Annotated in this window: 24 protein-coding genes and 1 pseudogene; 21 read left to right on the top strand and 4 right to left on the bottom strand. The window is 70.8% G+C overall.

The window, feature by feature from the left end:
- Positions 1-7 precede the first annotated feature (7 nt).
- From OG552_RS35800 to OG552_RS35785, 4 genes are read left to right on the top strand one after another with little or no spacing between them, the layout of a single operon-like run.
- The gene (locus OG552_RS35800; protein WP_329140287.1) at positions 8-304 is read left to right on the top strand and encodes a HypC/HybG/HupF family hydrogenase formation chaperone; all 297 of its coding nucleotides are present in this window, start codon (positions 8-10) and stop codon (positions 302-304) included.
- Positions 301-1,404: a hydrogenase formation protein HypD gene (gene hypD / locus OG552_RS35795; protein ID WP_329140285.1), complete on the top strand. Its 1,104-nt coding sequence runs from the start codon at positions 301-303 to the stop codon at positions 1,402-1,404. Before OG552_RS35800 ends, hypD begins: the two co-directional genes overlap by 4 nt.
- A 26-nt stretch (positions 1,405-1,430) precedes the next feature.
- Complete coding sequence (gene hypE, locus OG552_RS35790) at positions 1,431-2,528, top strand: hydrogenase expression/formation protein HypE (RefSeq protein WP_443071229.1); 1,098 nt, start codon at positions 1,431-1,433, stop codon at positions 2,526-2,528.
- Positions 2,529-3,245, top strand: a complete 717-nt coding sequence (locus OG552_RS35785; protein ID WP_329140283.1) for a DUF6390 family protein — start codon at positions 2,529-2,531, stop codon at positions 3,243-3,245.
- Positions 3,246-3,275: 30 nt separating this feature from the next.
- Here OG552_RS35785 and OG552_RS35780 read toward each other — a convergent pair whose 3' ends face one another.
- Positions 3,276-4,283, bottom strand: a complete 1,008-nt coding sequence (locus OG552_RS35780) for an aldo/keto reductase (RefSeq protein WP_329140280.1) — start codon at positions 4,281-4,283, stop codon at positions 3,276-3,278.
- Positions 4,284-4,370: 87 nt separating this feature from the next.
- On the opposite strand from OG552_RS35780, the gene OG552_RS35775 reads away from it, so the two are divergent.
- The 3 genes from OG552_RS35775 to OG552_RS35765 all read left to right on the top strand — a co-directional run bounded on the left by OG552_RS35775 (position 4,371) and on the right by OG552_RS35765 (position 7,037).
- Complete coding sequence (locus OG552_RS35775; RefSeq protein WP_329140277.1) at positions 4,371-5,252, top strand: AraC family transcriptional regulator; 882 nt, start codon at positions 4,371-4,373, stop codon at positions 5,250-5,252.
- A 493-nt stretch (positions 5,253-5,745) separates the two neighbouring features.
- Positions 5,746-6,132: a winged helix-turn-helix transcriptional regulator gene (locus OG552_RS35770; protein ID WP_329140275.1), complete on the top strand. Its 387-nt coding sequence runs from the start codon at positions 5,746-5,748 to the stop codon at positions 6,130-6,132.
- A gap of 77 nt (positions 6,133-6,209) precedes the next feature.
- A complete protein-coding gene (locus OG552_RS35765; RefSeq protein ID WP_329140273.1) occupies positions 6,210-7,037 on the top strand; it encodes a LysR family transcriptional regulator in 828 nt (275 codons plus the stop codon).
- A gap of 161 nt (positions 7,038-7,198) precedes the next feature.
- Here OG552_RS35765 and OG552_RS35760 read toward each other — a convergent pair.
- Positions 7,199-7,696 (bottom strand): annotated as a pseudogene (locus OG552_RS35760) (hypothetical protein); the annotation flags it as partial.
- Positions 7,697-7,701: 5 nt separating this feature from the next.
- On the opposite strand from OG552_RS35760, the gene OG552_RS35755 reads away from it, so the two are divergent.
- The 3 genes from OG552_RS35755 (at position 7,702) to OG552_RS35745 (ending at position 9,459) form a co-directional block, all read left to right on the top strand.
- Positions 7,702-8,496 carry an SDR family NAD(P)-dependent oxidoreductase gene (locus OG552_RS35755; protein WP_329140271.1) on the top strand — a complete coding sequence of 265 codons (795 nt, stop codon included), beginning with the start codon at positions 7,702-7,704 and terminating at the stop codon, positions 8,494-8,496.
- A 107-nt stretch (positions 8,497-8,603) separates the two neighbouring features.
- On the top strand, positions 8,604-8,852 hold the full coding sequence (locus OG552_RS35750) for a DUF6480 family protein (protein WP_329140269.1): 249 nt from the start codon (positions 8,604-8,606) through the stop codon (positions 8,850-8,852).
- A 181-nt stretch (positions 8,853-9,033) separates the two neighbouring features.
- The gene (locus OG552_RS35745) at positions 9,034-9,459 is read left to right on the top strand and encodes a VOC family protein (RefSeq protein ID WP_329141369.1); all 426 of its coding nucleotides are present in this window, start codon (positions 9,034-9,036) and stop codon (positions 9,457-9,459) included.
- A 42-nt stretch (positions 9,460-9,501) separates the two neighbouring features.
- Here the strand turns inward: OG552_RS35745 and OG552_RS35740 are convergent, their stop codons facing one another.
- Positions 9,502-10,041, bottom strand: coding sequence for a hypothetical protein (locus tag OG552_RS35740; protein WP_329140267.1), 540 nt, complete (start codon positions 10,039-10,041; stop codon positions 9,502-9,504).
- Positions 10,042-10,224: 183 nt separating this feature from the next.
- Between OG552_RS35740 and OG552_RS35735 the strand changes: the two genes are divergently transcribed.
- Positions 10,225-10,971 carry a GntR family transcriptional regulator gene (locus OG552_RS35735; RefSeq protein WP_329140266.1) on the top strand — a complete coding sequence of 249 codons (747 nt, stop codon included), beginning with the start codon at positions 10,225-10,227 and terminating at the stop codon, positions 10,969-10,971.
- An 82-nt stretch (positions 10,972-11,053) separates the two neighbouring features.
- The gene (locus OG552_RS35730; RefSeq protein WP_329140264.1) at positions 11,054-12,061 is read left to right on the top strand and encodes a 1-aminocyclopropane-1-carboxylate deaminase; all 1,008 of its coding nucleotides are present in this window, start codon (positions 11,054-11,056) and stop codon (positions 12,059-12,061) included.
- A gap of 54 nt (positions 12,062-12,115) precedes the next feature.
- Here OG552_RS35730 and OG552_RS35725 read toward each other — a convergent pair whose 3' ends face one another.
- On the bottom strand, positions 12,116-13,267 hold the full coding sequence (locus OG552_RS35725; RefSeq protein ID WP_329140262.1) for an L-talarate/galactarate dehydratase: 1,152 nt from the start codon (positions 13,265-13,267) through the stop codon (positions 12,116-12,118).
- A gap of 239 nt (positions 13,268-13,506) precedes the next feature.
- On the opposite strand from OG552_RS35725, the gene OG552_RS35720 reads away from it, so the two are divergent.
- The 9 genes from OG552_RS35720 (at position 13,507) to OG552_RS35680 (ending at position 25,120) form a co-directional block, all read left to right on the top strand.
- Entirely contained in the window at positions 13,507-14,538 is a 1,032-nt protein-coding gene (locus OG552_RS35720) for a LacI family DNA-binding transcriptional regulator (RefSeq protein ID WP_329140260.1), read from the top strand.
- Between the two features lie 102 nt (positions 14,539-14,640).
- The gene (locus tag OG552_RS35715; protein WP_329140258.1) at positions 14,641-16,941 is read left to right on the top strand and encodes an endo-1,4-beta-xylanase; all 2,301 of its coding nucleotides are present in this window, start codon (positions 14,641-14,643) and stop codon (positions 16,939-16,941) included.
- 4 nt (positions 16,942-16,945) lie between these two features.
- A complete protein-coding gene (locus OG552_RS35710) occupies positions 16,946-18,412 on the top strand; it encodes an extracellular solute-binding protein (RefSeq protein WP_329140255.1) in 1,467 nt (488 codons plus the stop codon).
- Between the two features lie 91 nt (positions 18,413-18,503).
- Positions 18,504-19,514, top strand: a complete 1,011-nt coding sequence (locus tag OG552_RS35705) for a carbohydrate ABC transporter permease (RefSeq protein WP_329140253.1) — start codon at positions 18,504-18,506, stop codon at positions 19,512-19,514.
- 13 nt (positions 19,515-19,527) lie between these two features.
- Entirely contained in the window at positions 19,528-20,400 is an 873-nt protein-coding gene (locus OG552_RS35700; protein WP_329140251.1) for a carbohydrate ABC transporter permease, read from the top strand.
- A 14-nt stretch (positions 20,401-20,414) separates the two neighbouring features.
- Complete coding sequence (locus tag OG552_RS35695) at positions 20,415-21,371, top strand: Gfo/Idh/MocA family protein (RefSeq protein WP_329140249.1); 957 nt, start codon at positions 20,415-20,417, stop codon at positions 21,369-21,371.
- Complete coding sequence (locus tag OG552_RS35690; RefSeq protein ID WP_329140247.1) at positions 21,368-22,381, top strand: Gfo/Idh/MocA family protein; 1,014 nt, start codon at positions 21,368-21,370, stop codon at positions 22,379-22,381. Before OG552_RS35695 ends, OG552_RS35690 begins: the two co-directional genes overlap by 4 nt.
- Positions 22,378-24,366, top strand: coding sequence for an MGH1-like glycoside hydrolase domain-containing protein (locus OG552_RS35685; RefSeq protein WP_329140245.1), 1,989 nt, complete (start codon positions 22,378-22,380; stop codon positions 24,364-24,366). The genes OG552_RS35690 and OG552_RS35685 overlap by 4 nt, the downstream gene beginning before the upstream one ends.
- Complete coding sequence (locus OG552_RS35680) at positions 24,359-25,120, top strand: phytanoyl-CoA dioxygenase family protein (protein WP_329140243.1); 762 nt, start codon at positions 24,359-24,361, stop codon at positions 25,118-25,120. Before OG552_RS35685 ends, OG552_RS35680 begins: the two co-directional genes overlap by 8 nt.
- Positions 25,121-25,248 lie beyond the last annotated feature (128 nt).

Genomic DNA, 25,248 nt, shown 5'->3' with positions numbered 1-25,248 from the left:
GGGACCCATGTGTCTGGCAGTTCCGGGGCGGGTGCTCAGCATCGCCGAGGTCGACGGCACGCTGATGGCCGACGTCGACTTCGGCGGAGTACGCAAAGAGGTATGTCTCCAGTACATCCCGGACGCGGTGGTGGGTGAATACCTCGTCGTCCACGTCGGGTTCGCCATCCAGCGCCTCGACGAGCGGTCGGCCCTGGAGACGCTGGCCAACTTCGAGAAGCTCGGGATCCTGGCCGAGGAGTTCGGCGACGGATTCGAACTCGCCGCCCAGCACAAGGACATCCCCCAGGGAGCCGGCAAGTGAAGTACCTCGACGAATTCAGCGACCCCGAACTGGCCGGGAAACTGCTCGACCAGATTCACGCCGCGACCACCCGTCCCTGGGCGATGATGGAGGTCTGCGGCGGCCAGACGCACTCCATCATCCGGCACGGCATCGACCAACTCCTGCCCGACGGCATCGAACTGATCCACGGCCCCGGGTGTCCGGTGTGCGTCACACCGCTGGAGATCATCGACCGGGCACTGGCGATCGCGGCCCGCCCCGGGGTCATCTTCTGCTCCTTCGGCGACATGCTGCGGGTGCCCGGCAGCAGCCAGGACCTGTTCGCCGTCAAGAGCGCGGGCGGGGACGTGCGCGTGGTGTACTCACCGCTCGACGCCCTGAACCTCGCCCGGCAGAACCCGGACCGCGAAGTCGTCTTCTTCGGGATCGGGTTCGAGACCACCGCGCCCGCGAACGCGATGACCGTCCACCAGGCCAAGCGGCTTGGCGTACCGAACTTCTCCCTGCTGGTCTCGCACGTCCTGGTGCCGCCCGCCATCGCGGCCATCATGGAGTCGGCCACCTGCCGGGTGCAGGCGTTCCTCGCCGCGGGCCATGTGTGCAGTGTGATGGGGACGGCGGAGTATCCGTCGCTGGCGGCGAAGTACCAGGTGCCCATCGTGGTCACCGGCTTCGAGCCGCTGGACATCCTCGAAGGCATCCGCCGGACCGTGCTGCAACTCGAAGCGGGGCGGCACGAGGTGGAGAACGCCTATCCCCGCGCGGTCCGCGACGAGGGCAACATCCCGGCGATGGCGATGCTGCGGGACGTCTTCGAGGTCACCGACAGGACCTGGCGCGGTATCGGGACGATCCCGCGCAGCGGCTGGCGGCTCTCCGGGAAATACCGGGAGTTCGACGCCGAGGAGCGCTTCGAGGTGACCGGCATCCACACCGCCGAGTCGGCCCTGTGCCGGTCGGGCGAGGTGCTTCAGGGCCTGATCAAGCCGCACGAGTGCGCGGCCTTCGGCAAGGAGTGCACCCCGCGCAATCCGCTGGGCGCCACGATGGTGTCCTCCGAGGGCGCCTGCGCCGCCTACTACACCTACCGCCGACTCGAACTGGTCGATGCGAAGTGACTGATGTGACGGACGGGAAGCAGGACATGGCCGAGGGAGCACGACCGGTGGTGGAGGTGACGCCGACCGTCGGCGGACTCGACTTCGAGAGCTGGGTCTGCCCGGCGCCGCTGCGGGAGATCCCGTCGATCGTGATGGGCCACGGTGGTGGCGGCGCCATGTCGGGAGAGCTGGTCGAGCACCTCTTTTTGCCGGCCTACGGGTCGGCCGCGGCACGGGAGTTGGGTGATTCGGCGGTGCTCCCGTTCGGCGGCGGCCGGCTCGCCTTCTCCACCGACTCCTATGTGGTGAAGCCGATGTTCTTCCCCGGCGGCTCCATCGGCGACCTCGCGGTCAACGGCACGGTGAACGACCTGGCGATGTCCGGGGCGAAGCCGCTCTTCCTGTCGACCGCGTTCATCCTCCAGGAGGGCACGGAGCTCGGTGAACTCGGACGTGTCGCGGAAGCGATCGGCGCGGCGGCCCGGGCGGCCGGGGTCCAGCTGGTCACCGGCGACACCAAGGTCGTCGAGCGCGCCAGCGGTGACGGCGTCTACGTCAACACCTCGGGCATCGGCGTCGTCCCCGACGGCGTCGACATCGGCCCGCGCCGTGCCCGGCCCGGTGACGCGGTCATCGTCAGCGGCGACATCGGTGTGCACGGTGTGGCGGTGATGAGCTGCCGGGAGGGTCTCGAATTCGGCACCACCGTGGAGAGCGACACCGCGCCCCTGCACGGCCTCGTCGCCGCCATGATCGCCACCGGCGCCCGCCTGCGCGCGCTGCGTGACCCGACCCGCGGCGGTGTGGCCGCCTCGCTCAACGAGATCGCCCGGGCGTCGTCGGTCGGCATCGACCTGGTGGAGCGTGAGCTGCCGATCCCGCAGACCGTCCGCGACGCGTGCAGCCTGCTCGGCCTCGACCCGCTCCAGGTCGCCAATGAGGGCAAACTGCTGGCGATCGTGCCCGCCGAGTCCGCGGACGAGGTGCTGGCGGCCGTCCGGGCCCACCCGATGGGACGGTCGGCGCGCCGCATCGGCACCTGCGTCGCCGAGCACTCCGGGATGGTGGTCGCCAGGACCGCGCTGGGCGGGACACGCGTGGTCGGGCTCCCGATCGGCGAACAGCTCCCGAGGATCTGCTGAATGAGCGCGCAGGGCGCACTGGCCTTCGCCCGGTACGCGTATCCGCCCAACGAACTCGGCTACTGCGGTCCCGCCGACGCGTCGGCCCTGCTGCGGGCCGACGCGACCGCCGAGATCGAACGGCGGGCCAGGCGGTTCGAAGGGGCGTGGTGCTATCTGGAGTTCCTCGCCGAGTCGGCGGGGCTCCCCGATCCGCTCGACGTGCGGGTGGTCGAGGCGTACTGGATCGGCAACGACCTGCTGGCGCAGGTGAATTCGGCGGCCCTGGTGGACCGCCTGCTCGACCGCTTCCGCGGCCAGTCCGGCGGCACCTGGCGCGAGGCGGCCCACCGTGCCCTGCCGCACCACACCTTCCAGGTCTTCGACGTGTACCCGTGGGCCGAACTGCTGCGGACCGGCGGGAATCCGACCGCCCTGTCCGTACTCGACCAGTGCCGTATCCGTACCGGTGTCGTCCGCCGGGTCGACGGGGAGACGGCCACGGTGGAATCCCGCCCGCTGGCGTGGGACGGCACGGCGATGGTGGCCGGGCCGCCCCGGCAGGAGGTGGTCCGCTGGTCCACCGGCGGCAGATCCCTCATCGGCGGGCTCGCCCCCGGTGACCGGGTGGCCCTGCACTGGGACTGGGTCTGCGACGTACTGACCGCGGAGCAGTGCGAGCGGATCGAGTCGATCGAGGCGCGCCGGCGCGAGGAGGCCGGCGGACTCGTACGGTAGGGCGGGCCGCCGGAGAAGACCACGGCCCGGTCACCAGGCCGGCATCATGGCCTCGGGGTAGCGGGATCCGGCCGCGCCGTGCGGCAGGATCTCCTGGATCCGCGCGAGATCCTGGGCGGTCAGGGTGAGGTGCGCCGCCGCCACGTTCTCCGCCAGGCGCTGGGGGCTGCGGGTGCCCGGGATCGGCACGATGCCGTCGCCCTGGGCCAGCAGCCAGGCGAGAGCCAGTTGGGTGACGGTAGCGCCCTTGGCCCGGGCGAGTGCGGTCAGTTCGCGGGTGGCGGCGAGGTTGCGCTCGTAGTTGCCCGGCTGCCAGCGGTCGTCCCAGCTGCGCATGTCGTCCGCGGGATAGTCGGCGGCGGGTTTCACCGTGCCGGTGAGGAATCCGCGGCCGAGCGGCGAGTACGGCACGAACCCGATGCCGAGTTCCCGCACCACCGGCAGCACGTCGCTCTCCACGGCGCGTTCGAAGACCGAGTACTCGGTCTGCAGCACGGACACCGGATGGGCGGCGTGGGCGCGCCGGATGATGTCCGGGCCTGCCTCGCTGAGTCCGAGGTAGCGCACCTTGCCCTCGGCGATCAGCTCGCCGACGGTGCCCGCCACCTCCTCAATGGGTACGTCCGGGTCGACACGGTGCTGGTACAGCACGTCGATGCGGTCGGTGCCGAGGTGACGCAGGCTGTTCTCGGTGACCTCACGGATGTGCTCCGGGCGGCTGTCCAGCGCGGTACCGACATGCTGCGGGTCGCTCAGGTCGAAGCCGAACTTGGTGGCGATCACGATCTCGTCGCGGAAGTCCCGCACCGCGCGGCCGAGCAGTCGCTCATTGCTGCCGGTGCCCATGCCGTACAGCTCGGCGGTGTCGAAGAGGGTGACGCCGAGTTCGTACGCCCGGCGGATGGTGGCCATGCCGCCCGGTTCGTCGCCGGCGCCGTAGGCCATGGTCATGCCCATCGTGCCGAGGCCGATCGCTCCGGCCGTCAGGCCCTGCGTGCCGAGCTCACGTGTCGGGAGGTTCGTGTCGTGCTGTGTCATGCCCTCAACGCTAGGAGGACGGCGGGCCGCGGTCATGGGGCGGAGATCGCATAGTATTGCCCAATACTCTCATCGAGGGAGCGTGTCATGCTGGACCAGCTCGCGACCGCCATCGGCCGCCACCGCGACGGCCTGTGGTCGCAGAGCGCGGTGCCGCATCTCACGCTGGTCGCACTCGACGAGCCGGTGGCCCCTGTCGACCTCCTCTACGAGCCGATGATCTGCTTCATCGCCGACGGTGCCAAGAGCGGTATCGCGGGCGACCGGAGCTGGGTGACCGGGCGGGGGGAGATGTTCCTCAATTCCCTCGTGCTGCCGGTCACCGCGGTGTTCGAGCGGGTCCCGTACCGCTCGGCGGTGCTGCGCCTCGACGGCCGGGTGCTCTCGGACCTGCTGCTCGAACTGGACGGCACGGCCCCGGGCCCGGCAGCCGAGCCCGGCGAGCAGATCAGCGCGGCGATGACACCCGAACTCGTCGACGCGGTCACCCGCTGGGTAGGGCTGCTCGACTCGCCTGACGACATCCGTCCGCTGGCGGCCCGGATCGAGGGCGAGATCCTCTACCGGCTGCTCGGCAGCCCGCTCGGTCCGCTCCTGCGACAGTTCACGCTGGCGGACACCGGGGCGGCCCGGGTGCGTGCGGCGGCGGCGTGGATCGCCGCGCACTACCGCGAGCCGCTGAGCATCGACCTGATCGCGGGAGTGGCGCACATGAGCACCGCCACGCTGCACCGCCGCTTCAAGACCGCCACCGGGATGAGCCCGCTGCGCTTCCAGAAGCAGCTGCGGCTCCAGGAGGCACGGCGGCAGCTGATCGCCGGGAACACCACGGCGGTGCTCGCCGCGGAGGCCGTCGGCTACGCCAGCGCGACGCAGTTCAACCGCGAGTACCGGCGCGTGTACGGGCTCCCGCCCGCCCAGGACGCGGCCCGCGTCCGCGGCCGGCTGGCGGACGCCGGGCGCGGCTAGGCAGCAGGGCCGCCTCTCGCATACGGTCTGCGGCACGGATCAGCCCGGTCCTTGCCGTGACGGCCGCACCGCACCCGTGAACGGTGCCGGCCCGGCGGGGTGCCGGTGCCTCGCCCCGGCCGCTCCGTGAGCCGCCGCGTGATCCGAGCGCCCCGGGTGGGCCCTCGTCAGTAGCGGGCGTCCTGGAGCAGCGGCGGGTAGACCGCGGACTCCTGACCGTCGACGGTGGCGCCGCCGAACCGGAGCATCGGGCCCATCTGCCGGTTGAGGTCGTAGGGGTAGTTCAGCCTCCGGCCGGTGGTCCCGTGGCGGCCGGCGGGCAGCCGCCTGCTGTCCGGGGCAGGGTTCAGCCGCTGCCACCCGTGCAGGTCGGTCTCGTCCGCAACCGCGGTGTTCGTGGTGCACGTCCACGAGGCTTACTTTTCGAAAGCGCACTCCGTGGGTGGGCGCTGTGCGGGAGTACTCTGTCCGCATGAAGGTTCGGACTTGGCCCATGCGGCAAGAGGCAGGCGCGGACGGGTACAACGTCTTCGCGCGCACCTGCCCCTCCCGCGGCACGCTCGAGCACGTCACCGGCCGGTGGGGAAGCCTCGTCCTGAGCGCGCTGTACGGGGAGACCCTCCGCTTCAACGCACTGCGCCGCCGGGTGGACGGCGTGAGCGAGAAGATGCTCGCCCAGACGCTGCAGGCGCAGGAACGGGACGGCCTGGTAATCCGCGAAGCGCTGCCCACCAATCCCCCGCACGTCGAATACCGCCTCACCCCGCTGGGCACGGAGACCGCGGGCCGGCTGCTGGAGCTGATCACGCTGGTCGAAGGCCGGATGCCGGACGTACTCGCCGCCCGGGAGTCCTACGACAGCTCACGCGCCGGCGGATGACCTCCCACCCGGAACCGTACGCACGGTGCGCCGGAGGGCCGGCGCACCGGGACACCCGCTCTCGTTAGGCTGCGGTCATGGAGTCCTTGGAGACCCGCGAGATGACGTCGTTCGTCGCGGTGGCGGAAGCACTCCACTTCGGCGACGCGGCCGAGCGGCTCGGCACGACGCAGCCGGCGCTGTCGCGGGCCATCGCCCGCCTCGAACGGCGCCTCGGGGTCAGCCTGTTCGACCGGACCACGCGGCGCGTGAGCATCACGCCCGCCGGTGAGGTCTTCCTCTCCGAGTGCCGCAGGATCCTCGCGGACATCGAAGGCGCGGTGCGGCGGGTCCGGCGGACCGGCGAGCCGGAACGACTGCTGATCGCGGTGCGCCCGGGCACGGGCCAGGGCGCGCTCGCGGAGATCCTGTCCGCCTATCGCCGCGAGCCCGGCAGTGTCCCCGTCGATGTGGTCTTCACGTACGACCAGGAGGCCGCGCTGCGCGACGGCTCCGCCGACCTCGCCCTGACCTGCCAGACCGCCCGTCTGGATCAGGACCTGGAAGCCTACGAAGTGGGTGTGGAGACACCGGTGGCGCTGCTCCCCGCAACTCACCCCCTGGCCCGGCGGACCACGGTGACCACGGCGGACCTGCTCGCGCTGGAGCACTTCACCGCGCTCACTCCCCTGGTGGGACTGGAACTCATCGCCGACCGCGTCGCGCTGGGCGAGCTCGTGGTGATCACGGGCGCTTCCGCACGCGACCGTCTGAGCCCGTCGGTGGCCGCCGTCCCGGTGGCGGACTCGCCCGCCGCGTGGTTGCACCTGGCGTGGCTGCCGACCACCGCGCACATCGCACGCGACGAACTGCTGCGGGTGGCGAAGAGCCTGCCGGCCCTGGCCGGGCACGGCAGCGCGTCATAGGGCCGCCCGCACCGGGGTGATGAGCTCGTCGACGAGCCGCTGGACCACCCGTGGCGGGCAGGGGCGCGCAGGCTGAGCACGATGTGCGTCAGGCCGGCGGCGATGAGATCCAGGATCACCCGGCGGTCGGCGGCCGGGTCGTCGTAGGAGACGGCGTACCGCACGGAGCGGGTGATCTCTTCCGGGTCCCGGCCGATGGCCGCGCAGTGGGTGTCCAGGACCTGGCTGCGCCGGGCGACGTACTCGACGGGGTGGTGCCGGGGGCCGGGGATGTTCCAGATGTCGGCATGCCCGGCCACCAGGCGCAGCGTGCGGGTTCCCCAGCCGCCGATGAGCAGCGGCGGGCCCGGTCGCTGGACGGGCAGCTGACGGCCGCCGGTCGGGACTGCCTGCGCGCGGCCGAGCGCGCCCGCGAGGAGCTGGAGCGTGACTTCCTGGCCCCGCTCTCCGACGCGGACGCGGAGGGCCTGGTGCGCGCGCTGCGAACCTTGGTCGTTTCCCCGAAGGCGGCGGGCTGGCCTCCGGTCGTGTGCGGGGTCCCGGTCACGTCGATTGATGTGCCGGGCGCATCGGTCGATGCCGGATCCGTCATTGCCGACGGTCCGCACACCCGGTGAGGTGGAGGGAGGAACAGAGCAGGTCGTCGGCGGAAAGGACATGCGCCATGTCATCGGACTCAGCTTCATACGCACCCGAACTGACGGGTAAGAACGCGGTCGTCACAGGGGCCAGCCGGGGAATCGGCGCGGCGATCAGCCGGGCTTTCGCGGCTGCCGGGGCACGCGTCGTATTGGTCGGACGCAACAGGGACACGCTGGAGGAGGTGGCCGCCGGGCTTCCGCACGAGCCGGTCGTGGTGACCGCCGACCTCGCGGCGGCGGACGCGCCCGCCACCGTGATGGAGCGGGTCCGGCAGACCGTCGGCTCGGTCGATGTGCTGGTGAACAACGCGGGCGGCGGGTCAGGGGCCGGATCCGCGCACACGCTCACCGAGCAGGACGCGGACGCCGGCTGGGCGCTGTACCTGCGGGCCCCCATCCTGCTGAGCGGCCTGGCCGCGGCGGACATGGCGGAGCACGGTGGCGGCAGCATCGTGAACATCTCCTCCGGGCTGGGGCAGCAGGGGATGCCCGGGCTGAGCCTCTACAGCGGGCTGCGCGGCGGCATCGAGGCGGCCACCCGGTCGCTGGCCGCGGAGTGGGGCGCCCAGCAGGTGCGGGTGAACGTCGTGAGTCCGGGTGCCACCCGTACCGTCCTCGGGTCGTGGATCGCGGGTGACGAGGAGGTGACCCGCAGATACCTGGAGAAGGTGCCGCTGGACCGGATCGGCGAGCCCGAGGACATCGCGGCGGCCGTCCTCTTCCTCAGCTCCCCGCAGAGCGCCTACGTCACCGGTCAGACGCTCGCCGTCGACGGCGGCTGGACCACCACGGCGCCCTCACCGCTCCGGACCGCGTGACCCGGGGCACTGCCACTGCCCGGGACACCGTGCTTCACCGCGGAGGGAATGGGTACCCGCAGGGCGCACGGATCTCGCATCTGAACTGCGCGCATCGGAGGACGGCCATGGCGATCACCCACCCCAGGCCCGCCGACAACCCCCATCTGACGGACGAAGGACTGAGCGTCCCGGAGGACGCCCTGCAGCGTCCAGGCCAGACACCGCCCGCCGAGTCGGGCGTGTCCGGCCTGGACGGACCCGAACGCGAACCGCTCAGTCAGGGCTGGGCGGCGGCGCCGATCATCGTCATCATGATCGTCGTCGCTCTGGTCGTCGCCGGTCTGCTCGGCATGGCCATCGAACTCGCGCTCTGATCCACGCGGACCAGGTGGTGGTCGGCCACGGCCGGCGGCGCGCCGGCGGTCGTGGCCGCGCCGCCGCGCGGGGCGGGAAGGACGTCGCGATCCGCTCAGCCTCGTGCGGCCGTCGTCATGTCACGGCGGCCCCGCTGCCGCGTGCCGAGTCGTTAGGCTCGCAGACGTGACTATTCAGCGGATGGACAACGTCGCCATCGTCGTCGACGACCTGGACGCGGCTGTCGCCTTCTTCACCGAGCTCGGTATGGAGCTGGAAGGCACGGCGCAGATCGAGGGCCTCTACGCGGACCGCACCGTCGGACTCGACGGCGTCCGGAGCGCCATCGCGGTGCTGCGGACCCCGGACGGCCACAGCAGGCTGGAGCTGACCAAGTACCACGCCCCCGCGGTGTCCGACGCCGAGCCGCGGAACCCTCCGCCGAATACGCTGGGTCTGCATCGCGTCATGTTCGCCGTGGACGACGTCGACGACACCATCGCCCGCCTGCGCGCCCACGGCGCCGAACTCCTCGGCGAGGTGGCGCAGTACGAGAAATCCTTCCGGCTCTGCAACCTCCGCGGCCCGGCAGGCATCATCGTCGCCCTGGCCGAACAGATCGGCTGACGCGGGCCCGCCGCGAGACGCCTCCCGCGGCCGGCCCGGCGGTCAGCGAAGTGCGGCCTCGCGGCCGACGTAGATTTCGCGGACGCGGGCGGAGACCGCCGCGTACGCGCCGTTGAGCTTCTCCCCCATGACACGCAACTCCGGTTCGCGGTCGCCGGCTTGTACGGTCGCCGCGGTCGCCCGGGCGCTCTCGTGCGCCGCTTGGACCCAGGCCCGTGCGGGCTCGGCGAGGATGAGTCCGGCCTTCGCCCAGACCGCGGCGTCCGCCGCCTGCACGCGGTTCAGCGCCTCATGGGGGTACGGCACATCGTCACCCGTGGTCTGCGCGTACCGGTGGGCGCGCAGGGCGACGGCGAGTTCGAGGACCGCGTCGGACTGGGCACGCAGGAGCGAGTTGATCTCCACCAGGTGCTCCAGCTCGAACTCCTCCCTGCGCTCGACCGCCTCCTTGGCGAATTCGCGCTGCCGCACGGCCTCCTCCCGCCGGTCTCTGCTCGCCTGGGTGACGATGTCCCGGCCGAGGGTGCCCGCGGCGCCCAGGAAGAGCGTGATCACGGGCCAGATGGTTGAAAATTCAGTCATGGCGGGGAGCGTAGCGGCGCCGTCCCGCCGCTCGACGCCGGGCCCCGCAAACGTGCGGCGGCCGACAACTCGGCTGCGGGCAGGCGACCTTGATGGTCCGTCACATTCCGCCAGGACACAGCCGCCGGCCGCTCTCCCGCACGGCTCTTGACGGGAGCCCTGCGGCGAAGTGCAATATATTGCATGCCAGTTCCGGAGAGCCGCGGCCTCGTCACCCGATCACTCCTGCGCGAGGACGCCTACCGGGCGCTTCGGGACGCCATCGTGGACGGGACCCTCGCGCCCGGTGAGCGGCTCAATGACGCCGCTCTCGTCGCGTGGCTGGGGGTCAGCCGGACACCTGTCAGGGAGGCGCTGGCCCGGCTGGAACAGGCCGGGCTGGTACGGACGAAGCCGGGGCGCCACACCATCGTCAGCCCGCTGGACGTACGGGCCGTGCACGACGCGATGTCGGTGACGGCCGCGATGCACGAACTCGCCGTCCGCGAGGCGGTGCCGAATCTCGCCGCCGCCGAACTGGACGCGATGCGTGCGGCGAACGCCCGGTTCGCCGACGCCCTGCGGCGCGATGACGTCACGGCGGCGCTCGCGGCCGACGACGACTTCCACGGCGTCCCGGTCACCGCCTGCGCCAACCAGGCGGTCCGCACCGTACTGGAGCAGTTCACCCCCGTGCTGCGCCGGGTGGAGCGGCTCCGGTTCGCCTCTTTGAGCGGGCGCTCGTCAGTCGCCCAGCATGCCCGGATCATCGAACTGTGCGCGGCGGGGGACGCCGCAGGCGCGGCCGCCGCGGCCCGGGAGAACTGGCAGACGCTTCTGCCGCTGCTCGACACCCTGCTCCCGGCCGACGAACAGGGCGGACCCACGGCCACGGCCACCACCGCGGACTTCCGCGGAGGCGGTGAACCCGGCCACCCGCGCCGCCCTTGACCGGGCCCCGGCGGAACCCCGCCCGCTCCCACCGCACCGCTCCCACCGCACCGCTCCCACCCCAGCGCTTACGGAGGCACCCGTGTCCCTGGACGACTTCGACCGCTGTCCGCTGCTCTTCGGGCCGAGCCCGGTGCACCCGCTGGACCGGCTCAGCGACCACCTGGGCGGCGCCAGGATCTGGGCCAAGCGCGAGGACTGCAACAGCGGTCTGGCGTTCGGCGGGAACAAGACCCGCAAGCTGGAGTACCTGGTGCCCGAGGCACTGCGGCAGGGCGCGGACACCCTGGTCAGCATCGGCGGCGTCCAGTCCAACCACACCCGCCAGGTCGCCGCGGTGGCCGCCCGGCTGGGGCTGCGGGCAGTGCTCGTCCAGGAGAGCTGGGTGGACTGGCCGGACGCCGTCAACGACAAGGTCGGCAACATCCTGCTCTCGCGGATCATGGGCGCGGACGTGCGCCTGGTCGAGGCGGGCTTCGGCATCGGCTTCAAGGACAGCTGGAATGAGGCGCTGGAGGATGTCCGGGCGAGCGGCGGAACGCCGTACGCGATTCCGGCCGGTGCCTCCGACCATCCGCTGGGCGGTCTCGGCTTCGCCAACTGGGCGTACGAAGTCCAGGAGCAGGAACGGCACCTCGGGGTCTTCTTCGACACGATCGTGGTGTGCAGCGTCACCGGCAGCACCCAGGCGGGCATGATCGCCGGTTTCGCCGGCCAGGACCGGCCCCGGCGGGTCATCGGCATCGACGCCTCCGCCAGGGTCGCCGAGACACGCGCCCAGGTGGAGAAGATCGCCCGTGCCACCGCCGGCCTGATCGGTCTCGGGCGCGAGCTGCGGGACGACGAGATCACCGTTCTGGAGGGCTGGGCGGGCGACCGGTACGGGATACCCGTGCGGTCCACCCTGGACGCCATCCGGCTCACCGGCAGCCTGGAGGGCATGATCATCGACCCGGTGTACGAGGGCAAGTCGATGGCCGGGCTCCTCGACCTGGTCCGCGACGGCGACATCCCGAAGGACTCGCACGTGCTGTACGCCCACCTGGGCGGCCAGCCCGCGCTCAACGCCTACAGCGGCCTCTTCCGCTGACCACCCCGGCGCTCCGGATCGGGGCCGGGCCGCCCTGCGGGCCGCGTCACGGCGTCAGCCGCGGGCGGTGATCTCGCTGCTCTCGCGGGTCCAGGCGCGGGCCTGACCGGTCAAGGTGAAGCCGAGGCCGGGGCGGGTGGACAGGTGCATCCGGCCGTCGTGGATGTCGAGGCGTTCGTTGAAGAGCGGCTCCAGCCATTCGAAGTGCTCGACCCAGGGTTCGTGCGGGTAGGCCGCGGCGAGGTGGAGGTGGATCTCCATGGCGAAGTGCGGGGCCAGGTGCAGCCGGCGGTGGTCGGCGAGGGCGGCGAGCTTGAGGAACGGGGTGATGCCGCCGATCCGCGGCGCGTCGGGCTGGAGGATGTCGCAGGCCCGTGCGTCGATCAGCGAGACGTGCTCGGCGACGCTGGCCAGCATCTCTCCGGTGGCGACGGGGGTGTCGAGCGCCGCCGCGAGCGCGGCGTGGCCTTCGGTGTCATAGGCGTCGAGCGGCTCCTCGATCCAGGTCAGCCCGTACTCCTCCAGGGCGCGGCCGAGGCGCTGGGCGGTGGGCCGGTCCCACTGCTGGTTGGCGTCGACCATGAGCGGTACGGCGTCACCGATGTGTGTCCGGACCGCCTCCAGCCGCTTGAGGTCGGCCGTGCTGTCCGGCTGGCCGACCTTGATCTTGATGCCGCCCAGGCCGCGCTCCAGGGCCGCGGTGGCGTTCTCCATGACCTGCTCGACGGGGGTGTGCAGGAAGCCGCCGGAGGTGTTGTAGCAGCGTACGGAGTCGCGGTGGGCGCCGAGCAGTTTGGCCAGCGGCAGCCTGGCCTGCTTGGCCTTGAGGTCCCACAGGGCGATGTCGAAGGCGGCGATCGCCTGGACGGCCAGTCCGCTGCGGCCGACCGAGGCGCCGGCCCACATCAGCTTGTCCCACAGCCGGGCCGTGTCGTTGGGGTCCTCGCCGATCAGGACGGGGGCGATCTCCCGGGCGTGGGCGTACTGCCCGGGGCCGCCGGCCCGCTTGGAGTAGCTGAAGCCGGTGCCCTCATGGCCGTCAGCGGTGGTGATCTCGGCGAAGAGGAGGGCGATCTCGGTCATCGGGGTCTGCACCCCGGTGAGCACCTTGGCGTCGCTGATCGGGGCCGCCAGTGGCAGGCGGACGGACGACAGCCGGATCCGGTCGATCCGATCGCGGCTGGGCGGGGCAGGCTCGGACACCACGGACATCTCCTTCGGACGCATACGTGAACACGGAACGCTCATGTGAATCAGTGCCCAGCGCCGGGCGGGCCTGAACCTCCGTGCCGCCCCGGCCGCCGCTTTTGGCGCCATGGACGGTTTTTTCTGCGCGACGCATTGACGTTGGACAGGTCCAACGTTAACTTCCAGAACCACGGTTGGACTGGTCCAAAAGTTCCAGCGGACACGGGAGTTGGACCAGTCCAAGAGAAGGGACAGCGATGGCGAAACTGACGATCCGCGATATCGCACAGCTCTCCGGGCTGTCGAAGTCCACGGTCTCCCTGGTGCTGAACGACAGCCCCAAGGTGGACCCGGAGACCCGCCGTCGTGTGGTCGAGGTGATGCGCCGTCACAACTACGTGCCGAACTTCGCCGCGACCGCGCTGGCCAAGGGCGACACGGGCCTGATCGGGATGATCGTGCCCGGTCTCACCTGGCGGCTGATGGCCAACATCAACTACGGCGTCGCCACGGTCGTCGAGAACTCGAAATACGAGATCGTCCTCTTCACCAGCACCAACGAACGCGATTACGACGGGGTCGTCGACCGTATCCTCAGCTCGGGTCTCAGTGCCGGGCTGCTGGTCGTCACCCATGACCAGCAGCCGCTCGACCGGCTGGCCGAACTGCACCGCGGCGGGCTGCCCATCGTGCTGATCGACACCCTGGGCGCCGACAACGAACTGCCCTCCGTGGGCGCCGACAACTACGCCGGCGGGCTGGCCGCCGGCCGGCATCTGACCGAGTTCGGGCACCGGCGGATCGCCGGCATCCTGGGCCCCACCGACGACCCTTACGTCCAGCAGCGGCTGCGCGGGCTGCGGGACGCCCTCACCGCGGCCGGGGTGCGGCCCGATCCCGCGCTGGAGGCCGAAACCGGCTTCGAGCAGCGGCTGATCCGCGAACGCACCCGGGAGCTGATGGCCCTGCCGCCCGGCCGCAGGCCCACCGCGATCTTCGCCTTCCAGGACTCGGCGGCCTTCACGGTGCTGGACGAACTCGCGGAGTGCGGGCTGCGGGTGCCCGAGGACGTGTCCGTGGTCGGCTTCGACGACATCGACGCCGCATCGAACGTGCGGCCCGCCCTCACCACCGTCCGGCAACCGTTCATCGAGATGGGCAGGCGGGCCGCCCGGCTGCTGCTCGCCTCGCTCGATCCGACCGAGGACGCCACCGCGGAACAGCACCTCGTCCTCCCCACCGAACTGATCGTCCGGGACAGCACGGGAGCTGCCCCGCCGGTCGGCTGAACAACGGATCCCCTCTGTCACCAGCACCGCCTCAATCACGGTGGAGTCGCAGCACGGAGCACAAAGCGCCGTGCCCACCATTCCCTAAAAAGGGGCTTGCCCATGAGGCAATTCAGCAGTATCCGCAGAAAGTCAGGAGCATTTCTCACCGTCCTTCTGCTGGCCACTTTCACGGTGCAACTCGCACCCCACACGGCGCGCGCCGCCGACCCCGTCCAGATCATGCCTGCGGACGCGCTGCCCGCCTTCACCCAGACCAAGGGCTCCCCTGCACCGCAGACACAGATCGTTCCGGTGACCGGAAACAGCAACTTCACCCAGGCCCTGCAGATCACCACCACCGCGAGCCCGAAGAGCGCCGGCCTCGACGGGGAGTACGAGTACGCCCTGGGCGCCGAAACGGCCGTGTCGGTCAAGGCGAACGACGCCGCGGTGGCGACCTTCTGGGCGCGCTCGGTCACCCCTGCCGCCGGGCAGGACGCCGGTTACTCCACCTTCGTCTTCGAACGCGACGGCGGGACGTTCAAGAAGTCCGCCAACGCACCGCTGCGGTTCACCAGTACCTGGACGAAGTTCGAGTTCCCGTTCCGTATCGCCGAGGACTACGCCCCGGGTGACGCGCACTTCCAGTTCTGGCTCGGTTACGGCGCCCAGACCTTCCAGGTGGCCGGTGTCTCGGTCACCGACTGGGGCCAGGGCAACCCGGCCGGCTACCCGACCATCACCTATGCGGGACGGGACGCGAACGCCTCGTGGCGGGCCGCGGCCGACGCGCGCATCGACCAGTACCGCAAGGGCGACCTCACGGTGAAGGTGGTCGACAGCGCCGGCCGGCCGGTGCCCGGCGCCACCGTGAAAGTGGACATGCAGGACCACGCCTTCAAGTTCGGCACCGCCGTCGACGCCGCCACCATGATGGCCAACACCACCGACGGCCAGAAGTACCGCCAGGCGGTGACGAACGGCGACTTCAACCAGATCACCTTCGGCAACAACCTCAAGTGGACCCACTGGGAGAACACCACCGAGCGGACCACCGTCACCCAGCCGACTCTCAAGTGGGCGCGTGAGCAGGGCCTCGCCTTCCGCGGCCACAACCTCATCTGGCCGTCCTGGGGCAACATGCCCGCCGATGTGCAGACCCTGCAGACCGACAAGCCGGCGCTGCGGGCCCGGATCGACAACCACATCACCGACGAGGCGGGCGCGCTCACCGGCAACGTCGACAACTGGGACGTCGTCAACGAGCCGTACTCCGAGCACAACGTGCAGGACATCATGGGCCCGGACGAGATCAACCGCTGGTACGTCCTGGCCCGGCAGGCCGATCCCAAGGCGCGGCTCGTGCTCAACGACTACGACCTGCTGGAGGACAACGGCTGGGACAAGCGGCACCAGGACTACGTCTACAACCTGGCGAACCGGATCAAGAGCGGCGGCTACCCGCTCGGCGGCATCGGCCTGGAGAGCCACTTCACCGGCCTGCAGCCGACCCCGCCCGAGGACGTCTACAACCTCCTCAACCGCTACGCCGGCCTCGGACTGCCCCTGGAGGCGACCGAGTTCGACATCCCGACCACGGACCTGCAGCTCCAGGCGGACTACACCCGTGACTTCATGACGATCCTGTTCAGCCAGCCCGATGTCACTGCGATCAGCACCTTCGGGATCTGGGAGAAGAACATCTGGAACCCGCTGGCGGCCCTCTACAACGCCGACTGGTCACTCAAGCCCAACGGCCAGGTCTGGCACGACCTGGTGACCAAGCAGTGGTGGACCAACGCGTCCGGCAGCACCGACAGCGCCGGCAGCTACGGCACCCGCGGCTTCCTCGGCGACTACCTCGTGACGGTCACCGCGGCCGGGGCCACCGAGCAGGTCCACGTCGATCTGGCCACCAACGCCGGCAGGACCGTCACGGTGGTCGCCGACGGCAAGAACTCCTCCGACAAGGAACTGCTGGCCAACGCCGACGCCGAACTCGGCCAGGCCAACTGGTACGGCTTCAGCCCGAGCACGGTCAAGCCCGACACCGCCACGGTCCACAGCGGCTCGGTGGCGATCCGCTCCACCGGCCGTACGGCCGAGTGGCAGGGCCCGGCCCAGGGGGTCCAGGTCGCCGCAGGACAGAGCTACACCTCCGGCGCCTGGGTGCGGCTCGGCAGCGGCAACCCCACCACCGCGCAGCTGAAGATCAAGCTCACCTACACCGACGGCACCTCGGAGTCGGTCCCGCTGGCCACCGGCACGGTGTCCACCGGCGCCTGGACGCATCTGGCGACAGCGGGCGCGGTGCCGCTGAACTTCAGCAAGCCGCTCGACCACGCCGAATGGTGGATCAGCACCACCGCCGGTACCGGTGACCTTCTCATCGACGACGCATCGCTCAAGAACGGAGCGTAATCCCATGCCCCCGATCAGCAGACGCGGCTTCCTGGCCGCCTCAGCGGCGTTCGGCGCGGCCGCCCTCGGCGGCGGCCTCACCGCGTGCTCGTCGTCCTCCCACTCGACCACCCCCGGCACCAAGAGCATCACCCACTGGGACTGGTTCGTCAGCCAGGAGCCGTGGCTGAAGAACGAGATAGCGCTCTTCGAGAAGGCCAACCCGAAGATCAGGATCAAGCGCACGGTCCAGGTCAGCGACAAGTACCCCGACCTGATCAACCTTGCCTTCCGCGGCGGCGACGCCCCGGACTTCTACCAGATCCCCTCCACCCCGGGCTTCCCCGACCAGGTGGCGCAGGGCTGGCTCGATCCGCTGGACAGCTACGCCACCGCGAACTGGCAGGCCCGCTTCCCGCAGGGCAGCTTCTTCAACGGCGTCAACATGGCCGAGGGCAAGGTCTACAGCGCCCCGTTCGGCGGCACCGCGCCGTGGCTCCAGCTGTACATCCACAACGGCCTGTTCAAGCAGGCCGGGATCACCAACCCCGACGGCAGCGTGAAGATCCCCAGGACCTGGGACGACGTCACCCTGGCCGCCGAGGCCATCACCGCCAAGAGCGGCGGCAAAGCGCACGGGATCGGTTTCGGGAACGCCCAGAACGCCACCTTGACCTGGTGGATCGAGCTGTTCGTCCGCGGCGCCGGTTCCCCGGCCGGCTACGGCACGGACGGCCCCGACTACCGGGTCGGCAAGTGGACCTTCGGATCGGACCGCAACTACGCCGACTTCCTGAGCCTGCTGCTGGAGTGGAAGAAGAAGGGCTACATCTACCCCAGCGCGATGAGCATCGGCGACGAACAGGCGCGGGCGTTCTTCGAGCGGGGCAAGTTCGGGATCACGGTGGGCGGGGTGTGGAACCAGCCCACCTGGGCCGAACACCACTTCTCCGACTACAGCCTGACAACGCTGCCATCACCGACCGCGACGCCCCAGGCGTACTTCTACTACGCCCCCGGCGGCCGTCTCTTCGGGATAGCGAAGGGCACCGGGGTCTCCGACGAGGCATGGGCGTGGTTCGACCATCTGCACAGTCCGGAGGCGGGCCGGCGGTGGGTGGAGTCCGGGCAGGGGCTGTCGGTCTTCCCCGAGGCCAACGCGGCGGCGAAGATCACCTCGCCGCAGTTCCAGGCGTATGTGGACACCCGTAAGTACGCGCTGCCGTGGCCGGTGCCGGCGATCCGCAACCCGGCTGTCTCACAGGTGGTCATGCCGGCCGTCAAGCCGGATCTGCCCGATGTGGTCGCGGGTCTCTACACCGGCCAGCTGAAGGACATGGGCGCGGCCCTCACCGCGCTGGAGGACCGCAGGAACAAGGCGCTGGCCGACGGCGTCAAGCAGGCCCAGGCCAAGGGGGCGAAGGTCAGCCTCACCGACTACGTCTTCAAGGACTGGGACCCCACCAAGCCGTACCAGAACACGTCGGCGTAAGCGGTCGCCCCGCGCCCCCGCCCGCTCCCCCGGGCGGGGGCCCGCACCCGCCGACGGCCGTACCGCCGAACCCATGTGAACGGAGGTCACCGTGCCCCTCGTCGACACGGCGCCCAGCCCGCCCGCCCACCGCGGCGGCCCCGAGACGGCCACCGCGGCCCAACCGCCGAAGGCCCCGCTGCGTCAGCGCCTGTGGGCGGCACGGTGGAGTTACTGCTACCTCCTGCCGCTGATGGCGCTGCTGCTGACCTTCGTCGTCTACCCGATCTTCGGCTCGCTCTTCTACACGCTCTACCGCTGGAACGGCATCGGGTCGCCGTCGGACTTCGTCGGCCTGGCCAACTTCCGGCAGATCGCCCACGACTCGATCTTCTGGAACTCCGTCGCGCACACCTTCGTCTACGCCATCGTCGTCGTGCCGGTGCAGCTCGTCATCGCGCTGATGCTGGCGCTGGTCCTCAACAACAAGAAGCTCCGCTTCTCGTCCTTCTACCGGACCATGTTCTTCCTGCCGGTGGTCACCTCCCCCGCCGTGGTCGGGGTCGTCGTCCAGCTGATGCTCTCCAACTTCGGTGACACGCTCAACGGCTGGCTGCTCGACATCCACCTCATCGACACCCCGGTGGACTGGCTGGGCAACCCGAAGATCGCGATGGGGATCATCATCCTCGTCGGGATCTGGCAGACCCTCGGCTACAACCTCGTCTACTTCCTCGCCGGGCTGCAGACCATCCCCGACGAGATCAACGAAGCGGCGAAGATCGACGGCGCGGGGCGGATCAGGGCCTTCGTCCACATCACCGTGCCGATGCTCCGTTCGGTCGGCCTGATGATCGTGATCCTCGCCTTCATCGGCTCGTTCCAGGTCTTCGACCTGGTGCAGGTACTCACCAACGGCGGCCCGTACTTCGGCACCGAGGTGGTCAACACCTACATCTACCACCTGGCCTTCGGCGGCAACCAGGCCGCGGCCACCCAGCCCGATGTGGGGCTCGCCTCGGCCGCCTCCTTCTTCTACGGCCTGCTGCTCATCGGCTTCTCGGTGCTGCAGGTGCTCATCTTCCGCTCCATCGCCAAGCGCCGCGCCGCCGGGCGCGCGTGAGGGGGAACACCGCATGGCACTGATCACGACCCGCGTCCGCCGGACGGCCGGGAGATCCGTCCGCCGCACGGCGGGGCGGTCCGTCACCCACCTCCTGCTGCTGGCCGGCGGCCTCATCTGGCTCTTCCCGTTCCTGTGGACCCTGGGCAGTTCCCTGAAGAGCGCCGACGGCTTCTTCAGCCAGGGCCTCAACCCCATCCCCAAGAGCTTCCTCACCTCCAACTACGCCCACGCCTGGCAGGAGGCGTCCTTCGGGAAGTACTTCCTCAACACCGTGCTGGTGGCGGGCGGCGCCGTCCTGCTCACGCTGGCCGCCACCTCCATGGCCGGTTACGTGCTGGCCCGTACCGACTTCCCCGGCCGCAAGGCGTGCATCGGCCTGATCTCGGTGACCTTGTTCCTCCCGCACGGGTACACCATCATCCCGATCTTCGACATCGTCCGCGGCCTGCACCTGCTCAACTCCCTGTGGGCGGTGATCATCGTCCAGTCGTCGAGCAGCCTGGTCTTCGCCACCTTCCTGTTCATGGGCTACTTCTCCACGATGGACCGGGAGATCGAGGACGCGGCGCGGGTGGACGGCGCCAGTTTCCACCAGACCTTCTGGCGGGTGATGCTGCCGCTCTCCGGCCCGATGCTCGCCACCGTCGGACTGTTCACCTGCATCACGGCCTGGAACAGCTTCTTCATCCCGCTGGTCTTCACCCTCTCCAAGCCCGGACTGCACACCCTGCCGGTGGGCATGTACGCCTTCCTCGGCCAGAACTCCACCGACTGGACGCTGCTGTGCGCCGGTTCGGTGATCTCCCTGCTCCCGATCGTCGTCATCTTCCTGCTGCTCCAGCGGTACTTCGTCAACGGCCTGGCCGGCGCGGTCAAGGGCTAGAAGGGAAACCACAAGTGCCTCTGCGTCTGGCAATCCTGAGCTTCTGGCACGTGCACGCACGCGACTACGCCCGCGAGGCGACCACCCATCCCGGCACCGAGATCGTCGCGGTCTGGGACGAGGACCCGGTCCGCGGCAGCGACTGGGCCTCCGGCCTGGGCGCCGACTTCCACCAGGACCTGGCCGGACTCCTGGCCCGTGACGACGTGGACGCGGTGGTCGTCACGGCGCCCACCACCGCCCACCTCCCGGTGATCACCGCGGCGGCCGCGGCGGGCAAGCACGTCTTCACCGAGAAGGTCCTGGCCCCCACCTACGGCGAGTGCGAGCAGCTCGTGGCCGCCGCGGAGAAGTCCGGCACGGTACTGATGCTCTCGCTCCCCCGGCTGTACGAGGGATACACCGCCGCCATCTTGGAGTTGCTGGCCGAGGGCGCGCTCGGCCGGATCACTGCCGTCCGGGTCCGCCTGGCACACGACGGGGCGCTGGGGGACGGCTGGCTGCCCGAGCACTTCTACGACCCGGCCGGCACCGCCGGCGGCGCGCTGATCGACCTCGGCTGCCACCCGATGTATCTGGCCCGGCTCTTCCTGGGACAGCTGCCCGAGTCGGTGAGCGCGTCCTTCGGCCATGTCACCGGCCGTGCGGTGGACGACAACGCCGTCGCGGTACTGCGCTGCGCCGACGGCGCCCTCGGTGTCGTCGAGGCCGGTTTCGCCGCCGCCCGCTCGCCGTTCAGCATCGAACTCCACGGCACCGGCGGCAGCGCCCTGTTCGGCACCCCCGAACCCCGGCTGCTGGTCAACACCACCGGCGACTGGACCGAACGCGCGGTGCCCCCGCGCTCCGGCACACCCTTCGAGCACTTCGTACGCCATATCGCCGAGGGCACCCGCCCCGAGGAGAACCTCGCCCTCGGCCTCGACCTGACCCGGCTGATGGAAGCCGCCACGACAGGGAGCACCGTATGACCGTCGCTGTAGGGATCATCGGCTGCGGGAACATCTCCCGCAAGCATGTGAGCGGTTATCTGTCCGTGCCCGGCCAGGCCGTCATCGAGGCGGTCGCCGACGTGGACGCCGCCACCGCCGCCGCGCGGGCAGAACAGGCCGGCGGGGCCCGGGTCTTCACCGATTACCTGGCGCTGCTCGACGACCCCGCGATCGACGCCGTCGACATCTGCCTGCCGCACCATCTGCACGCCGACGCCATCATCGCGGCCGCCAAAGCGGGCAAGCACATCCTGTGCGAGAAGCCGCTCTGCCTCACCGTCGAGGAGGCCGGCCGGATCGCCGACGCGGTGCGCGCCGCGGACGTCACCTTGATGTGCGCGCACAACCAGTTGCTGATGCCCGCGGTGGCCGACGCCAAGGAGCTGATCCTCTCCGGCGCCCTCGGCCGGATCCACGAACTGCAGACCACCGACAGCTTCCACAACGACTTCGACCCCGCCTCCATGGGCTGGCGGGCCCACACCGCGACCAGCGGCGGCGGTGAGCTCATCGACACCGGCTACCACCCCGCCTACCTGCTGCTCCATCTGGCGGGCGGCCGCCCCGCCGAGGTCACCGCCATGCTCAGCCGGCACCGGCTGGAGTTCATGGAGGGCGAGGACTCCGCGCGGGTGCTGGTGCGGTTCGACAACGGCGTCGTCGGTGAGATCGTGACCAGCTGGGCGTACGACGCCGCGCCCTTCGCGGGGAAGTTCTCGGTGACCGGCGAGCGCGGCAGCCTGTGGAGCGACGGCACGACCCTGCACCACAAGGAGCGCGGCGGGGCCACCACGGTCACCGAGTATCCGCGGCTCGACTCGGTGCCCGCGGTCTGCGCGGACTTCACGGCGCGGATCCGCGACGGGATCCGCCCGGTGCACACCGAGCAGGAGGGGACGGACGTCCTGAAGCTGATTCTCGCGGCGTACCGCTCCGCGCGGGAGCAGCGCACCATCGCGCCGGCCGGGTTGTCGGGGGACGGCCGGTGACGCGATACGTGAGCGACGACTTCCGGTTCGATCTGCGCCGGAGCGTCGCGGAGACCCTCTGGACCACCAGCGGCTGGTCCACCGTGGCCCTGGTACCCGGCACCGTCTGCGGCGTAGGCGCCTGTTACGCCCCGCCGCACGCAGCGCCCGAGGCGCGGCTCACCGTCGCCCTGGAGGCCGGCGGCATACGGATCGAGGACACCGGCGCACCGGGCGTCGCGGGTGGCGGGCTGCTGCTGGCCGGCGGAACCTGGCGGCTGGACGGGATCGAACGGCAGGGTACGTACCACCGCAGGGACGCGGCCGGCCGCCTGGTGTCGCTGCGGGTGCGCAGCACCCTGACGCCGCTGCACGGCCAGGCGGGATACGCGCTCCGGGTGCGGGTGCGCAACCGCTCTGGGCGGGCACTGACCGTACGGTTACTGCCCGAGCTGACCTCAGGTCCGGTGGGCGGTGTGCCGCTCGGAGCCTGGGGGTGGATGCCGCCGATGCCCGAGCAGGCCGGCCGGACCCGGGCCGAGCTGGTGCACGAAGGGCTGGAGCTGGCGCTCGGCCCGGACGGGGAGGACGAGTTCGCACTGGCGGTGCGGATCGGCGGGACCGGCGGGGCCGGCTCACCGCGGCAGTGGGCGGCGCACGCCGAGCGGCAGACCGGGCAGCGCACGGACCGGGCGCTCGCCGCTGTCCCCCGGCTGGTCACCGACGTGCCCGGGCTTGACGCCTACTACCGCAGGTCGCTGGCGAGCGGCCTGGTCTGCCTGTGGGACAACCCGGCGTTCGCCACCACACCGTTCGTGGCGACCTCGGGCATCGACGGCGGCGCGCTGTGCGCGTACGCCTGGGACACCGGCGGGTACGCGCCGCACACCCTCGCGCTGATGCTCGGCGGCGCGGTGACCGACATCCTCGAAACGATGGTCAAGGCCGACCTCACCGACCACTACGCGATCGCCCCGGACGGCACCGGCACCGGCGTCGCCTACGCGTACAGCGGCTGGTCCCTGGTGATGCTGGCGTACGCCGCGGCCTGCCACGGCGGCCTCAGCCCGGAACTGCTGGCCAGACTCCACGAGACGGAGTCCCGGCTGGCGGACCGCTTCCCCGCGGTGGGCGCGTTGCGCGACTACGGTTCCCAGCACAATCTGCTGGAGATGCGGGGCTCCGGCTGGGAACACCTCGTCGCCAGCCCCAACGCGGAGCGCGCCTGGAGCCTGGATCTGCTCGCCGACCTCGCCGAGGCGACCGGCGCCGCGCTGCCGGTGGCCGAACTGCGCGCGCAGGCGGGCCTGATCCAGCAGGCGGTGGCCACCGAACTGTGGGATCCGGCGGCGGGCTGGTTCCGCAGCCGCTACCCGGACGGTCACACCGAACTCGCCTACTCCGTCCAGGCATTCGACGCCTTGCGGGCCGGAGCCTGCACCCCCGCCATGGCGGCGGCGCTGCTCTCCCACCTCCGGGAGGGGGCCTTCCTCGGCCGCTACGGGGTCAGCAGCGTGTCGGCGGAGGACGAGGCGCACTACGAACTCGGCGACGTGGACTGGTCGGGGGGCGGCGCGTACACCGGAGAGGCACCGCAGCTCGCCCTGGCGCTGTGGGAGCGGGGTGACGCCCGGCTCGCCTGGGATGTCCTGTCCCGGCTGCTGTGGATGGGCGAGCACTTCGCGTACTACCCGCAGGACCACTTCTGCGACCGTCCCGCCGCCCCGCCCCGCGGCCGGCGCGCCAACGTCATCGCGGGGCTGACCGGCGCCGAGGCGGTGCTCACCGGACTCGCCGGGCTGCGCCCCCGGCCCGACGGCGCCCTCGACTGGGCGCCGCCGCCGTGGCTGCCCGGTGAGGTGGAACTGCGCGGACTGCGTTATCGCGGCCATGAGATCGACCTGCGGCTCGCCGCCGACCGCCGGGAGGCGACGGTGGACGGCCGCGTCCGCCCGGCCGGCACGGTCGCCGGTCCCCTGCGCATCGTGGAGGTGCCCGATGAGTGATGTACGCGACCGGTTCGCGACCGACGGCTACGCGGTCTTCCGCGGGGTCCTGGATCCGGAGCTGGTGGCCGAAACGGCCGGACATGTGGCCTGGCTCCAGGAACGCCATCCCGATCTGCGTCCCGAACAGCTGGGCCACACGCTGATGCGCGACGACCCGTTCTGGGTGCGGCTGGTCTCCGATGACCGGCTGCTGGACATCGCGGAGACGTTCATCGGCCCGGACATCGCGCTGTTCGCCTCCCACTACATCAGCAAGCCGCCCTTCTCCGGGCAGCCGGTGCTCTGGCACCAGGACGCGGCCTTCTGGCCGCTGGAGCCGATGCGGGTGGTCACCCTCTGGCTGGCCGTCGACCACTCCACACCCGAGAACGGGTGCGTACGGCTGGTCCCGGGCAGCCACCGCGGTGAGATCGCCGGCATGCGGGCCAACACCGCGGTCGACAACGTGCTGGGCGAGGAGATCGCGGTCGAGGTCGACGAGTCGGCGGCGGTCGACATGGTGCTGGCGCCTGGTGATGTCGAGGTGCACCATCCGGCCATCGTGCACGGCAGCGCAGCCAACACCTCACCGCACCGGCGCTGCGGGCTGACCATCCGCTACATTCCGACGTCCACTCGGATCACCGCGGAGGAACAGCCCTTTCCGAGCGCCTTTCATCTGCGCGGCGAACCGGGGGTCAACGTCTATCAGCCGCGCCCGCGGTTCGACCCGGTGCGGCATTATCCCTTCCGCGGCGCGGGCCGCGGCTGAGGACAGACCTCCGGGCCGGTGCGGTCGGGGACACCGGCCCGGAGGCGGATCAGGAAAGGGCGAACACCCGACCCGAATTCCGTCTCGGTGCGGAACTTCTTGATCGGGCAGGGTTTCCGCCGGTGCGC

It is taken from the genome of Streptomyces sp. NBC_01476 (assembly GCF_036227265.1).
GTDB lineage: Bacteria > Actinomycetota > Actinomycetes > Streptomycetales > Streptomycetaceae > Actinacidiphila.
Note: the sequence above shows the minus strand (reverse complement) of the source record. Positions and strands in the feature narration are given on the sequence as shown.

What these genes read in the sequence shown, in the direction of transcription:
- OG552_RS35800 (WP_329140287.1), top strand. Translation starts at nt 8, where the DNA reads ATGTGTCTGGCAGTTCCGGGGCGGGTGCTCAGCATCGCCGAGGTCGAC.
- hypE (WP_443071229.1), top strand. Translation starts at nt 1,431, where the DNA reads ATGGCCGAGGGAGCACGACCGGTGGTGGAGGTGACGCCGACCGTCGGC.
- OG552_RS35785 (WP_329140283.1), top strand. Translation starts at nt 2,529, where the DNA reads ATGAGCGCGCAGGGCGCACTGGCCTTCGCCCGGTACGCGTATCCGCCC.
- OG552_RS35780 (WP_329140280.1), bottom strand. Translation starts at nt 4,283, where the DNA reads ATGACACAGCACGACACGAACCTCCCGACACGTGAGCTCGGCACGCAG.
- OG552_RS35775 (WP_329140277.1), top strand. Translation starts at nt 4,371, where the DNA reads ATGCTGGACCAGCTCGCGACCGCCATCGGCCGCCACCGCGACGGCCTG.
- OG552_RS35770 (WP_329140275.1), top strand. Translation starts at nt 5,746, where the DNA reads ATGCGGCAAGAGGCAGGCGCGGACGGGTACAACGTCTTCGCGCGCACC.
- OG552_RS35765 (WP_329140273.1), top strand. Translation starts at nt 6,210, where the DNA reads ATGGAGTCCTTGGAGACCCGCGAGATGACGTCGTTCGTCGCGGTGGCG.
- OG552_RS35755 (WP_329140271.1), top strand. Translation starts at nt 7,702, where the DNA reads ATGTCATCGGACTCAGCTTCATACGCACCCGAACTGACGGGTAAGAAC.
- OG552_RS35750 (WP_329140269.1), top strand. Translation starts at nt 8,604, where the DNA reads ATGGCGATCACCCACCCCAGGCCCGCCGACAACCCCCATCTGACGGAC.
- OG552_RS35745 (WP_329141369.1), top strand. Translation starts at nt 9,034, where the DNA reads ATGGACAACGTCGCCATCGTCGTCGACGACCTGGACGCGGCTGTCGCC.
- OG552_RS35740 (WP_329140267.1), bottom strand. Translation starts at nt 10,041, where the DNA reads ATGACTGAATTTTCAACCATCTGGCCCGTGATCACGCTCTTCCTGGGC.
- OG552_RS35735 (WP_329140266.1), top strand. Translation starts at nt 10,225, where the DNA reads ATGCCAGTTCCGGAGAGCCGCGGCCTCGTCACCCGATCACTCCTGCGC.
- OG552_RS35720 (WP_329140260.1), top strand. Translation starts at nt 13,507, where the DNA reads ATGGCGAAACTGACGATCCGCGATATCGCACAGCTCTCCGGGCTGTCG.
- OG552_RS35715 (WP_329140258.1), top strand. Translation starts at nt 14,641, where the DNA reads ATGAGGCAATTCAGCAGTATCCGCAGAAAGTCAGGAGCATTTCTCACC.
- OG552_RS35710 (WP_329140255.1), top strand. Translation starts at nt 16,946, where the DNA reads ATGCCCCCGATCAGCAGACGCGGCTTCCTGGCCGCCTCAGCGGCGTTC.
- OG552_RS35700 (WP_329140251.1), top strand. Translation starts at nt 19,528, where the DNA reads ATGGCACTGATCACGACCCGCGTCCGCCGGACGGCCGGGAGATCCGTC.
- OG552_RS35690 (WP_329140247.1), top strand. Translation starts at nt 21,368, where the DNA reads ATGACCGTCGCTGTAGGGATCATCGGCTGCGGGAACATCTCCCGCAAG.
- OG552_RS35680 (WP_329140243.1), top strand. Translation starts at nt 24,359, where the DNA reads ATGAGTGATGTACGCGACCGGTTCGCGACCGACGGCTACGCGGTCTTC.